The sequence below is a fragment of the Clostridium aciditolerans genome (assembly GCF_016316925.1).
Lineage (GTDB): Bacteria > Bacillota > Clostridia > Clostridiales > Clostridiaceae > Clostridium_AM > Clostridium_AM aciditolerans.
Genome location: NZ_JAEEGB010000039.1, coordinates 81859 through 94927, shown reverse-complemented (window position 1 = coordinate 94927; position 13069 = coordinate 81859). Strand labels below are relative to the sequence as shown.

10 protein-coding genes and 1 tRNA gene are annotated in these 13069 nt (G+C 31.4%); 2 read left to right on the top strand and 9 right to left on the bottom strand.

What is annotated here, in order from left to right; all coding sequences use genetic code 11:
- Positions 1-346: 346 nt before the first annotated feature.
- The 7 genes from I6U51_RS21520 to I6U51_RS21490 form a co-directional block, all read right to left on the bottom strand.
- Positions 347-422, bottom strand: a tRNA-Met gene (locus I6U51_RS21520).
- Positions 423-793: 371 nt separating this feature from the next.
- Positions 794-1975, bottom strand: a complete 1182-nt coding sequence (locus tag I6U51_RS21515; RefSeq protein ID WP_211144611.1) for a pyridoxal phosphate-dependent aminotransferase — start codon at positions 1973-1975, stop codon at positions 794-796.
- Between the two features lie 323 nt (positions 1976-2298).
- Complete coding sequence (cwlD, locus tag I6U51_RS21510; RefSeq protein WP_246517590.1) at positions 2299-3033, bottom strand: N-acetylmuramoyl-L-alanine amidase CwlD; 735 nt, start codon at positions 3031-3033, stop codon at positions 2299-2301.
- Positions 3034-3164: 131 nt separating this feature from the next.
- Positions 3165-3386: a YdbC family protein gene (locus I6U51_RS21505; RefSeq protein ID WP_178910836.1), complete on the bottom strand. Its 222-nt coding sequence runs from the start codon at positions 3384-3386 to the stop codon at positions 3165-3167.
- A gap of 227 nt (positions 3387-3613) precedes the next feature.
- On the bottom strand, positions 3614-4507 hold the full coding sequence (locus I6U51_RS21500; protein WP_211144610.1) for a GGDEF domain-containing protein: 894 nt from the start codon (positions 4505-4507) through the stop codon (positions 3614-3616).
- 233 nt (positions 4508-4740) lie between these two features.
- Positions 4741-5505, bottom strand: coding sequence for an SDR family NAD(P)-dependent oxidoreductase (locus I6U51_RS21495; RefSeq protein WP_211144609.1), 765 nt, complete (start codon positions 5503-5505; stop codon positions 4741-4743).
- Between the two features lie 66 nt (positions 5506-5571).
- A complete protein-coding gene (locus I6U51_RS21490) occupies positions 5572-6981 on the bottom strand; it encodes a pyridoxal phosphate-dependent decarboxylase family protein (RefSeq protein WP_211144608.1) in 1410 nt (469 codons plus the stop codon).
- 236 nt (positions 6982-7217) lie between these two features.
- On the opposite strand from I6U51_RS21490, the gene pdxR reads away from it, so the two are divergent.
- Together pdxR and I6U51_RS21480 are read left to right on the top strand one after the other, a co-directional pair.
- Positions 7218-8708 (top strand): MocR-like pyridoxine biosynthesis transcription factor PdxR, encoded by a 1491-nt coding sequence (gene pdxR / locus I6U51_RS21485; RefSeq protein WP_211144607.1) that lies wholly within the window; start codon positions 7218-7220, stop codon positions 8706-8708.
- Between the two features lie 486 nt (positions 8709-9194).
- Positions 9195-10508 carry an SH3 domain-containing protein gene (locus I6U51_RS21480; RefSeq protein WP_211144606.1) on the top strand — a complete coding sequence of 438 codons (1314 nt, stop codon included), beginning with the start codon at positions 9195-9197 and terminating at the stop codon, positions 10506-10508.
- Positions 10509-10665: 157 nt separating this feature from the next.
- Here I6U51_RS21480 and I6U51_RS21475 read toward each other — a convergent pair whose 3' ends face one another.
- Complete coding sequence (locus I6U51_RS21475) at positions 10666-11166, bottom strand: putative ABC transporter permease (protein WP_211144605.1); 501 nt, start codon at positions 11164-11166, stop codon at positions 10666-10668.
- Positions 11167-11374: 208 nt separating this feature from the next.
- Complete coding sequence (gene aspD, locus I6U51_RS21470) at positions 11375-13015, bottom strand: aspartate 4-decarboxylase (RefSeq protein WP_211144604.1); 1641 nt, start codon at positions 13013-13015, stop codon at positions 11375-11377.
- Positions 13016-13069 lie beyond the last annotated feature (54 nt).

Sequence of the window (13069 nt, the reverse complement as noted above, 5' to 3'; positions counted from 1 at the left end):
ATCTATTCACCGATTATTATCAGTTCATACCTTTACCCGTAAAAAGCCATTTAGGCTTTTTTACCTCTGTTTAATTTTCAAGGATCATGTCGCTCATTTGCGACTGGATTTATATCTTATCATGCTTGTCTCTATCTGTCAACTAGCAACTTATTCCTAAGTTAACAATTGCTATGCATTAGACAACTTTTAGATAGTATCATATGAGCAGACACTTCAAATCTTAAGCAGGCATCCAAAATCTATGATTTTGAGATGATCGCTTACACAGAGTGCCGATTTGTTAGTGGTCGCTTACTCCGCAGCTAAGCTGTAGAGCTTCCTATAGTTTGTTGTCAATACTTTTTGGTTGCGGGGGCAGGACTTGAACCTACGACCTTCGGGTTATGAGCCCGACGAGCTACCAGCTGCTCCACCCCGCGACATTTATTTTTCACTTTTGTCGCTCACTCTAGCGACGAATGTTATTGTATCATCTTTATAGTTATTAAATATTACTGCCAGCTGCTTTAAGCTAAGCATACACATGTAATACTCTAATAACCTCTTAAATCCTTTCTATCTAACATGCTGACACACCAGGTCTTGTTGTTCTACGCTTTTCCTTTAGATTTCTATACTACATTTCTGCATAGGAGCTCATAATAAAAAGTTAAATTACTTTTAAAAATATGTTGCCAAAACTAAAAATACCTAACGCATTTAAAGTTTAGCAACATATTCTAAAATATAATTTAACTTTTAATTCTCTAAACCTTATAACATAGAATAAATTTTTTCCTTTAAACTGATATTATTTAAACTCCTGCACTAATTTCTCGAAAGCAGGAATTGATCTTTCAATCATATCAAATTTTACACAATAAGACATTCTAAAATGCCCTGGACACCCAAAACCACTTCCTGGAACAAGTAATAAATTATATTTCATAGCTCTTCTAACAAATTCTACATCATCATCTATCAATGCTTTTGGGAAAAGATAAAAAGCTCCTTGTGGCTTTACACATTCAAATCCTAATCTTGTTATATTACCATATAAGAAATTTCTTCTTTTTTCATATCCAGTAATATCTACCTTAGCATTTATTGCATCTCCAACAACCTTTTGGAATAGTCCTGGAGCATTAACAAAACCAAGAGTACGGTTGCAGTAGGCTAATGCATCTGCAAGAATATCTGCATTTTCTATTCTGCTACTTACAGCTATGTAGCCTATTCTTTCTCCTGCAAGACCTAAAGATTTACTAAATGAGTTTACTATAATAGCATTTTTAAAAATAGCAAGTAGGCTTGGAACCTTAATATTATCATAAACGATTTCACAATAAGGCTGATCTGAAATAACATATATATCAGTTCCATATTCCTTTTCTTTTCTTGTTATAATTTCTTCAATACTTTTCAAAACCTTCTCACTATATACAACTCCAGTTGGGTTATTTGGATTATTAATTATTAAAGCTTTTGTCTTCGATGTAATGCTTTTTTCGAAACTCTCTAAATCTGGCTCAAAGGTTGATTTGTCTGGGGACACTACTACTGTTTGTCCACCACAATTATCAACATAACAATTATATTCTACAAAATAAGGTGCAAAAACAATTACCTCTTCTGAAGGATTAAGAAGTGATTTTAATAAAACATTTAATCCTCCCGCTGCTCCAACTGTCATTACAACATTATTTGCTGAAAGCTTAACTTTACTTTCCTTCTCCAAACTTTCAGCCACTCTTGCTCTAACCTCTGGATAACCTGCATTACTCATATACCTATGTATTCCTTTTTCGCCACCTGTTACATGTTTTTTAAGTGATTCTATAACTTCTACCGGTGGTTCTGCATAAGGATTTCCTATACTATAATCATAAACATTTTCCGCTCCATACTTTTCTGCAAGTCTTGTACCTTCTTCAAACATTAATCTTATCCATGATGAATTTTTTAAATTATTTACTATCTTTTCTGAAAACATAAAACATCCCCCTTGTTTTCTTATATTATTGAAAAGCTGCAGTGTACCTTTCAACTATTTTAATTATACCATTATTTTCTGCACTTTTGTGTCTTTATATTTTAAATTAACACTTAAATCAGAATATTTTTACACCATCAATTAATTTGTTGTATGTATTTTATTACTTATAATTCCTTATATTTAAATATTAGTAAATTACCCATTTTACAATTGAAGTTATAAAATTTCTCTTTCTTATGTCCTAAGATTTTGCATCTCTGCTTAAAACAAAACCACTAGATATTTAGCTTCTAGTGATTTTGTTATATATATCTCAAAATTTAATAGGATAAGACTCTTTGGCTTTCTGTATCAAAATACTCTTTTACTGATTTGGCCAAAGAATCTGCTATCTTATTTTGGTATTCTTCGCTCTTTAACTTTTCTTCTTCCTGAGGATTAGTCAAGAAACCACACTCCACAATTACTGAAGGTATATCACTGTGGCACCTTAGAACCTTATAAGCATTTCCAGCAGGTTTCTCCACACGATTATTTTTCTTATCTAAGTCAATTTTGAAATTTTCCTGTATAATATGTGCTAGCTTTTCACTATCCTCATTTTTTGAGTACCATACCTGAGCACCATGGTAATAACTTTGCTCAAAAAAGTTCTGATGAATGCTTATAAAAACGTCACAATTTGAATCTCTTTTCATTTTACATCTATTGTTTAAATCTTCATTTTTTTTATTTCTTATGCTTCCTGTGAGTCCATAAAGTCCTTTATCACTTTCTCTTGTCATCACAACTTCATAACCCATATTTTTAAGTCTATCTTTTAATTTTAAACTTATACTTAAATTTATATGTTTTTCCTGGCAACCTCTTTTTGATATTGCTCCTCCATCAATTCCTCCATGTCCCGGATCTATCAATATTATTTTATCTATTTCTCCTTTAACAGGTGTAGTATAAGTTGCAACAGTACTGCTATATTTCACATATACTGCACATATCATGCTTATAAATATTACACCAATTCTTAACCTTATTTTTTTATTTATACAATTCAATATTTTTCACCTCCACTTTATGTATTTCAGATTTTCATCAGTATTTTATGTAAATTTATAATTATTATTGCACTTATACTAAATTCAAATAAATAAAAACACCAGACATAAATATCTAGTGTTTTTAAAATTTATAAATCTATTCTATTTAAAACATCTCTTAATTCTATAAGTTCTTCCTTAGTAAGTGTAACACCTTTACCCATCTTCTCATGTTCTGGGGCCCAGTCTCTAATATCATACTTAGGTTCTTTATCATTCCAACTTATAAGATTTAATTCTTTCTTCCATCCTTTTGAAGATTCTGAAAGAGTACCTATCGCTTTTGTTATTTCATATTTTATCTCTGGCATATTTGTACCTCCCGTTTTATATTTTCCGTAAATTATTAATTTAAAAACTTAATGTTTATTTTATCTGAATACTCTATAGTTATTTTACCATGATGATGCTTAAAGTCCATAGCTTCAATAGTATTATAGTTTTATCCAAGTGATTATGTAATTTTAGATAAAATAAACTCCCCTATTGTATACATATCTACAATAAGGAAATTTATATAATATATATTCATGTGATCTTATGCTATTATTTTGTTTCTTCCGCTATTCTTAGCCTCATATAATTTGCTATCTGCTTCTTTAATTAATTCTTCTTGATTTAACTGCTCCTCAAGCAGTGTTTTAACTCCAAAGCTGGCTGTAACTTTTATTGTTGTTCCTTCATATTTTATTTCCGCATCCTCTATAGATTTTCTCATTCTCTCTGCAACATTTATTGCAGAATTTTTATTTGTATTCTTTAAGTACACTACAAACTCCTCACCACCATAGCGAGCTACCCAATCTATATCTTTTCTTATAGATCTAGTAAGAATAGCCGCAACAGTCTTTATAACTTCATCACCAGCTACATGGCCGTAAGTGTCATTTACTTTTTTAAAAAAGTCTATATCTACCATTATCAGAGATACTGGCTCTCCGTTTAAAGAGCTATTTATCATATCAACAGGAAGTCTTTCATTTATAAATCGTTTATTAAAGACATTAGTAAGAGGATCTGATACCACTAATTCATTCATATGATTTACTACGCTATGAATTGTATCGCTATCCTTATTCTCTATATTTTCTATTACTCCACTGTTAGTTATATCTTTTAAAAGCTCAATAATTACTGCGGTATTCTCAAATTGGACAGGTATAGCAGTAAGCATGTACACTTTTTCTCCGTTATATTCTATCTTAACAAAAGTTTCATTTTCATTATAAGCCCGAGCCGAAACACAGTTGCTACAAACCTTTCCCTTTTTCCAAAAACTATAACAGGATGCTTCTAGTTCAGTAACCTTATTTAACTTTAAGTCTAAAATTTGTTTTTTCATTGGGTTTACTATCCTAATTACATCATATATCTTTTCAAATACTGACATAGTATCTATTAATAACTTTACATTAATATCTTTATTATCCATGGCAGTTCCTCCCCAATATTAAAAATATTGTTTATTATCATATTATATCATTAAATACATTATACTAATAGATAATTATTGTTATATAACCTTATAACTTTTTGAGGAGAATTTTACTCCTATATAAATAGACTACTGTAATTTAGGAGATATAAGTTAAGGCATCTTCAAAAAAATAACTAGTCAGTATACTAGTCTATTTTCTTTCAGATGCCTAAGATAAAAAATTAGTTTTATTTTTTATAAACTACTCCACCAGTTGCTTGATGGGTTGCTGTTACTGTTACTTCACATATTTGAACGTGATCTGGTACAGAAGCAGTATACAACACTATATCTGCAATATCTTCCGGAGTTAATGGCTTAATGCCTTCATAAACCTTAGCAGCCCTTTCCTTATCTCCATGGAATCTAATTACACTAAAATTAGTTTCTACAATACCAGGTTGTATATTAGTTACTCTTATAGGAGTATGCACTATGTCCATCCTCAATCCATCACTTATAAATTTAACTGCCGCTTTAGTAGCACAGTAAATAGTTCCCCCTGGGTATGCATGTATCCCTGCTACTGAACCCATATTTATAACATGACCTTTCTGATTTTCTATCATAGTAGGAACTATCTTCCTAGTCAAATATAAAAGTCCTTTTATGTTAGTGTCTATCACAACATCAAATTCTTCTGGAACACCTTCCTGAACTTTTTCTAATCCTTGAGCAAGTCCTGCGTTATTTACTAATATATCTATATTTCTTAATTCTTTTGGTATATTCTCAAAAACTTCATCTATAGCTTTTTTATCTCTTACATCTAATTCATACACATAGACCTTTGCTCCATATTCTTTTTCTAACTCACCTTTTAAGCTATGCAATTTTTCCATGTTTCTTGCACAAAGTAAAAGTATAGCACCTTCCTTTGCAAATCTTCTAGCTGTAGCTTCACCTATTCCACTACTAGCTCCACTTATAAAAACAATTTTATCTTTTATCATAAACTCACCTCTTTTTAAATTTACGCTTACAGATGTATTATACCATATATTAGTATTATAAGAATATTACCTCAAATAAAATTTATAAGCTTTATTTAATACTTCCCATGCAATTTCCATATCCTTTTCTTCTGTTCTCCAATTGCTTATAGCTGCTCTTATTCCAGGTGTTCCTTTATATACAGTTTGAGTAAAGAATGCTCTGCCATCTTCGTTAACTATTTTTAGGAACTGCTGTATTTCTTCTAATGTAGCACTATGATCACCTAAGTTAATAGTAAAGCAAACTACATTTAGTCTAGTATCAGCTAATAACTTAAAGTTTTTGGATTCTTCAATCTTTTTACTCAACACCTCTGCTAAACTACAGTTTCTTTCAACTACCTCCTGGTATCCATTACTTCCATAAGCCTTCAAGGTAAACCATGCCGGAAGGGCTCTAAGTCTTCTAGAATTTTCTGGAGTTAAATGCACAAAATCAGGATTTTCTGAAAGCTCTCCTAAGTATATAGCATTATTTTGAAAAACTTGGATTTGAAGTTTAGTATGTTTAGTAAACTGCATTGCACTATCGTAAGGAACGTTAAGCCATTTGTGTGCATCTACCGTAATAGAGTCTGCTGCATCTATTCCTTCCATAAGTTTTTTATACTTTGGAGAGCAGGCAGCAAAGCCTCCAAAAGCTGCATCTACATGAAGGAAGAAATTATATTTTTTCTTTAACTCCCTTATTTGCTTTAAATCATCAAAATCCACAGTATTTACTGTACCTGCACTTGCCACAACAATGCAAGGTGTTCCATTATTTTGTTTTAAGTAGTTTTCTAATGCTTTAATGTCTATTGCTTCTCTACCATTAATAGATGGAATATAGTGCATATTATCTCTTCCCATGCCCAGCATAGATAAGGATTTTAAAATGCTTGAATGGGGTGCAGCACTTATAATTTTTATTGGTGGAAGATTATACATACCATTTTTAGCTATATCAAAACCCAATTCATTAGCTACCCACTGTCTTCCAATTGCTAATCCCACAAAGTTAGCCATAGTTGCACCGGTAACAAAGGCTCCTGAATATTCTTGTGGTAAACCAAAAAGCTGTTTTAATAAATTAATAGTTTCTTCCTCAATTTTTGTACCACTGGAGTTATCTCTACCTGAGGCATTTTGATCAAAGGCACTTACCAGCCAATCTCCCATTAACGCCGCAGGAGTTGATCCTCCTGTTACAAAACCAAAGTATTTAGCCCCTGCACTAGAAACTATTCCTTTATAAAACCTCTCTATGAATTCCTCTAAGGCTTTTTCTCCCCCTAAACCCTCTTGGTTTAATTGAGAATTATTATAACCCTTTGAATCTTTTGAGAAAGTTGGTATCTCATCAATATCCTTTAGAAATGTACATGCATTATTTTTTACTTTCTCTAATAGTTCATTTATATTTTCTAAATCACTTTTTAAATATTTGTCCATAATTATTCTCCTTTCAAATTATCTTATACTAGATTAATGACACTTTATAAGTAATTGATATATTCTAAATGTATAATTAAATAATTATTTCTATCTTTCCTTTATGGCATTTTCCCTCCTTTAATATTTTATTCGACTCTATTGTTATAGTATGATATAGTATTTATATCATATTATACCTTTACACCATGCATAACAGTCAATAACACACTATAACACTTAAGGAGAAAATAAAAATGCACATAGATTTAAATAGAAATTCTAATATACCTTTATCAGTACAGATTTATCAATCCATATCTGATCGCATAGCCTCAGGTTTAATAGAAAAAGGCGCTAAATTACCTTCTGTTAGAAGTCTTTCAAAAACATTGAAAGTAAGCTTAGTCACTGCTGTTAAAGCTTACTCTTTGCTGGAAAAAGATAACTTTATAGCAACTATTCAAGGAAAAGGTACTTATGTTCAGTCAGAAGATGTAGTTAATAATAACAATCCTGAAAATGATTCAACTTCCCTTGATTGGCAGCTTTCAATCACTGACCATCTTCCAAGGGCTCAATTTTGGAGACAAAATATAAATTTAAATACAAAACCACAAATTCAGATGTCTGCTGCTCACGTTCACAGTTCCCTGCTTCCTGAGCAACATATCTCTAAGCATTTATCCTCACTTGTTTTGAAAAATCCATCTTTGCTATTTGAATATGGACCTATACAAGGAGATTTGGAATTAAGAACTTCCATAGCTAACTATTTAAAAACCAAAGATGTTTCTCTGTCTGCAGAAGAAATTGTAATAACTAATGGATCACAACAGGCAATCAATTTAGTTGCCAGAACCTTTATTGGAGCAGGTGATGTTGTAATTATGGAGGCTCCAACATATACTGCTGCTATTGATGTTTTTCGCTGGCAAGGAGCTACTATTTTATCTGTTCCTGTAGATAAGGAAGGAATGCGTATAGACTTACTTTTAAAAATTTGTGATTCTTATTCTCCAAAATTAATTTATACAATACCAAGCTATCATAATCCAACAGGAACCGTTATGAGTATGCAAAGAAGAAGAGAATTACTCAATATTGCAAGAGACTTTAATTGTTTAATAGTTGAAGATGACCCTTGGAGTGAGATAACTTTTGAAAAGAGTTTTTTACCATCGATTAAAAGTTTAGATACCAGTGGACGTGTAATATATATTAAAGGATTTAGTAAGTTTTTAGCACCGGGATGCAGAATTGGAACAGTATCTGCATCAGGCTCAATACTAAATAGACTTGTAGCTGCTAAAGCAAATTCTGATCTTGGAAGTCCATTACTAACTCAAAAAGCATTGTTACCTTTTCTTCAATCTAACTTTATGGAAAAACACTTGAAGAATTTAAACTCCATTTTAATTAAAAGACGTAATTTAGCTTTGAAGCTACTTACAGATCATATGCCAATTGATGTTAAATGGGCTATTCCACAAGGAGGACCAAATATTTGGATTACACTGCCTTCATGGATGAGTGCAGAAAGTCTTCTTTTTGAAGCCCAAAGCCGTAATATCGCCTTTCTTCCTGGTTCAACATGTTATCCAAGTGAACCTGAATTTAACCATATACGTATTGGTTTCTGCTTTTTAGATGAACATAAGTTAAAAGAAGGCATTCTGGCTTTATGTAGTATTATATCTTCCTTTATAGATCAGAAATATAGTCATAATGATATACCAATAATTTAGTAAATATTAAAAGGTATAGATAGAAACTTTTGCAGTGCTAAAAGTGTACTATTCGTTCCTATCAAATGATTCTTAGGTTCAGATGGAGTTTGCTTATAAGGATGACTTTCTCCATCTGAACCTTATTAACAGCATTCTTAGTGTCTTTAGCACTTAGAATACGTTATCCTTTAGGGGAAGACTTATCCAGGCGCGTAGCAGTGCTTATCCCTCAGTTAAGCAGAGAGCCTAAATCTTAAGTAGATATTCCAAATCTGTGATTTGGTGATAGTCACTTACACGAAGTGCTGATTTAGTGCGAATCGCTTACTCCTTCGACAATAGGAGAAGGAGTTTCATACAAAGAATTGGGGTGTTAGCAATGGTAGCGATCGGATAAAATTAAAGATTTATTTATAACTTTTTTACCATAGATGTGTTAATATATAATTATAGAAAATTAATGAAAAGCATATTAACTTTTCCAAATAGGAGGAGATGACTTTAATGAAAAGCAAAAGAATAATATCAATTGTACTTTCACTTTCAATAACTATTGGTTCAATATTAGGTGCCTCTTATGCAGCTAAAGCCGCTGATCCGCTGCATGGTGTTGTATCCTCTAAACAAGGTTTGAACGTACGAAGTGAATCTAACTCAAATGCAAAAATTATAGGTAGCTTAAAATTAGATGAGAGCGTAGAGATTTTGGAGACTACAGGTGATTGGTATAAAATTAAATTTGATTCTTCTTATGGATATGTATCTAAACAATATATAGTATTAGATAAAAATACACCTAATAAAGATACACTTGATAAAAATACATCAAATAACAATACTCCACCAAAAGAAGATCAAACAAAAGAAAATCAAAATCCAAACACAGGTGATAAGACTCCATCTAAAGTACCAGAATATAAAAACTTTGATCAGAGAAAAAACATAGATACTCTAAAACAATGGAAAATTAAATTTAATAGAAAAATAAAAGATACTGAAAGTAATAAAAATGAATTCAAAGTTGTAGATAGTAAGGGAAATTTTATTTCTACCAAAACTCTAATAGAAGATTACTCAGTAACTGTTATTCCATGGAGCACTAGCTATAACTATGAAGAAAATTATAAGCTAATTATCGGTGATAATATTGAAAGTGCTGATGGTATAAAAATAAAGTATACATCAACTTTACCTTTTAGTATTAAATCAAAGGTAAATTCAATTGGATTAGGAGAAAAAGAAACAGAATCTGTAAATAATGATAAAGGGTATGATTGGTATATTGGTCAAAATGATACTGGAAAATACTCAAATGTAAACTCCGGTCCTGCTGCTGTAGCTATGGCAATTAAGTGGACAAATCCTTTGCTTGACAAGTCCATAGCATATATAAGAGATACATATGAAAACAGTGGATCAGCTTGGAGCATTAACAATATTATTTCCGCTCTAAAGGATTCAAGTATAAATTATAGTTCTTGCGACGCAATAAACGAGGATTCATTAAAGAAACAACTTAAAGATGGAAATATACTTATAGCTAACCTTAACCCTCAATATATAAATTATAATAACAGTTCGGAATCGAAAGTTGGACGTTTCCATACAGTTGATGGAAATACTTATACAGTTATTATAAAAGGTTATAAAGTAGTAGATGGCAAAACTTATTTTGAAATATACGATCCATTTAACATCAACTCAAATTACTTGGATGGCTCGGCAAAAGGAAAAAATAATTATTACCCTGCAAATGAGGTGTTAAATTCTCTTACTGCAGAAAACGTACATCCTATTGTAATAAGTAAAAGTAATTAAGCTGAAAAAATCCCAGTACTCAATACAAAAGTACTGGGATTTTTAATAATCTCACATCTATATTATTAGGTTTCACAGCCAAAAATTGACTTACATCCCGAGATATATTTATAGTTCTTTGTTACGTAAATACTTTTTTATAAGTCTAAAGCTTATATTACTGTAATGTTAGTACTTTTTTAAAATAATTTATCAAGCTATCTGGTTTTTCATCTCTATAAATATAATATGCCAATTCATCATCTAGCCATACAATCACTATACTTAAAATATACCAAGCTATGCTATTTTGCAAATTAATCTGTCCCATGAAATTGTATTTATTATTTGAGTAATCCCATATATGTAGCCCTAAAATAATATTGAGAAATATTCCTGAAAGTAATTCCACTGCTATAATTAATGAACCTCCCATTATTGTTTGCTGCCACATTTTCAAATTATAATATCCTGGATAGTCATTCAAAGTACCAATGATAACTGCACAAAAACCTCCTATGGGAAACATCCATAAAGAAGTCCATCCGCATAAGCTTAACTCAGATATACCATTGAAACCAACTAAAGAATTTCCAAGGGCCCTTGTTATAATTTCTATATTCAGATATATGCTTCCGAAAACAAGAAAGTGAATTAATTTATTTTTAAAGTGTCTCATATTTTCATCACTCTCCTATATTTGTTTACATATATTTTTATCTTTTAATATTCTTTTATGTTAGGAAAGAGGAGCCTTTTTTGTATAAAGCTCCTCTCTTACTGCTTGCATATTTAATTCTTATCACATTCGGAATACTAACTAATATAATCCAAAAATTGTATAATGGTTTTGTTAAAATCACCATACAATTTCTATAATTCTTTATTTATTGTTTTAATTTTTTTGATTCTTCCCATTCAGCAGCATAGTCTTGCAATATTTTACGAAGAACTTGTCCAATTTTAGAGTAAGATTCATCATTAAGGTTTGCAAGTGATATTCTAATAGACCACTCTGGCCCATGAAAACCACTGCCACTTAATAAAACTATAGAAGATTGCTCTGCTAATCTTAAAAGAATATCAACGGGTTTGTAAGTTTCTTGTAAATAATTTGCAAATTCATCATTATGATTACGGCTTGCCCACTCTAATAGATCAAATTGAGTATAATAAGCAGCATCAAAAGGATCTTCCCTTAAATCCAATCCTAATCCATCAAACAACAATCTTTGACGACGGCGGCAGATGTCTTTTGTTAATTGTTTATATTTGTTCTCTCTATCAATTATGGCAAATAGTGAAAAGAATGCCATTTGTACTTGCTGTGGCGTTGATAATCCTGCAGTGTGATTAAGTGCTACTTGACGGCTATCTGCTACTATTCTATCGATAAAAGGAATCTTGTCAGGATTGGTAGAAAGCCCTGAATAACGCCTTCTCGCTCTCTTCTTTTTATCTTCATCCTGCTCTCTTAATAATTTATCAAATACATTATCTTCATAAAGTGCAATAGTTCCAAGACGCCAGCCTGTTACTCCAAAGTATTTTGAGTAAGAGTATACTCCTATTGTGTTGTATGGTAAATCTGCCATTAACGAACAAAAGTTATTTACAAAAGTGCCATATACATCATCTGAAATAATCATTAAATTAGGATTATGATTCTCTACAATATTTTTTAACTGATCTATTGTTTCTGGTCTCATTGCTACTGATGGCGGATTACTTGGATTAACTATAAAAACTGCTTTTATAGTTGGATCGCATAATTTATCTATTTCTAAAGCAGGATACTGCCATGTGCGAGAGCCATCTTCAGATACTTCATCAGCTGTTATTTTAATAACTTCAAAATTATAACGTGGTAAATGAGGTATCTCAAGATAAGGTGTAAAGATTGGCGCCATAAGCGCAATTTTATCGCCTTTTGATAATATATTATTTGCAATTAAAGAATCGAAAATATAGCACATTCCCGCTGTAGCACCTTCAACAGCAAATATATTAAACTTTCCTTCTAAAGGTTCATTATAACACAACTCTTGAATAAGGTAGTCATTAACTACACTTTCAATATGTCTTAGCATTCTATCCGGTTGAGGGTAGTTATCACCAATAATTCCATCTGCTAATTCATAAATCCAGTCGTCACCGTTGAATCCTTTTACTGTTACACCGTAATTAATTATTTTGCTAAGCAGTTCAATACCTGGAGCATCTTGGTTAGCTCTTACAAATTCCATAAAACGTTCTGCAATACCTTCCTTTTTTGGCATGCCAGCTAAATCATTATCATTCCATACCCTGCGGCTTTCCTTAACAGCAAACTGACCAAAAGTAAAAAATGCTTCTCTTGGTGTAGCTGCAATCCAATTTGGATTTCCTCTACCTGCATCTAACAATGAATGCGCACCACTTTTCTTTGATTCCTCAGCAAGATTTATTAATTTATCTTTAAGTTCAAAAGGACTTATTTTCCCATAAACTCTCTCAATTTCTTCACGTTGAAAACTAAAATTATCCATGTTTGTATCCTCCTAATTGTATCCCATTTACTATTTTGTTGAATTACTTACATA

Bases quoted from the DNA above. Each gene is read 5' to 3' on its own strand.
- I6U51_RS21515 (WP_211144611.1), bottom strand. From the start codon at position 1,975: ATGTTTTCAGAAAAGATAGTAAATAATTTAAAAAATTCATCATGGATA.
- I6U51_RS21505 (WP_178910836.1), bottom strand. From the start codon at position 3,386: ATGCCAGAGATAAAATATGAAATAACAAAAGCGATAGGTACTCTTTCA.
- I6U51_RS21500 (WP_211144610.1), bottom strand. From the start codon at position 4,507: ATGGATAATAAAGATATTAATGTAAAGTTATTAATAGATACTATGTCA.
- I6U51_RS21495 (WP_211144609.1), bottom strand. From the start codon at position 5,505: ATGATAAAAGATAAAATTGTTTTTATAAGTGGAGCTAGTAGTGGAATA.
- I6U51_RS21490 (WP_211144608.1), bottom strand. From the start codon at position 6,981: ATGGACAAATATTTAAAAAGTGATTTAGAAAATATAAATGAACTATTA.
- pdxR (WP_211144607.1), top strand. From the start codon at position 7,218: ATGCACATAGATTTAAATAGAAATTCTAATATACCTTTATCAGTACAG.
- I6U51_RS21480 (WP_211144606.1), top strand. From the start codon at position 9,195: ATGAAAAGCAAAAGAATAATATCAATTGTACTTTCACTTTCAATAACT.
- I6U51_RS21475 (WP_211144605.1), bottom strand. From the start codon at position 11,166: ATGAGACACTTTAAAAATAAATTAATTCACTTTCTTGTTTTCGGAAGC.
- aspD (WP_211144604.1), bottom strand. From the start codon at position 13,015: ATGGATAATTTTAGTTTTCAACGTGAAGAAATTGAGAGAGTTTATGGG.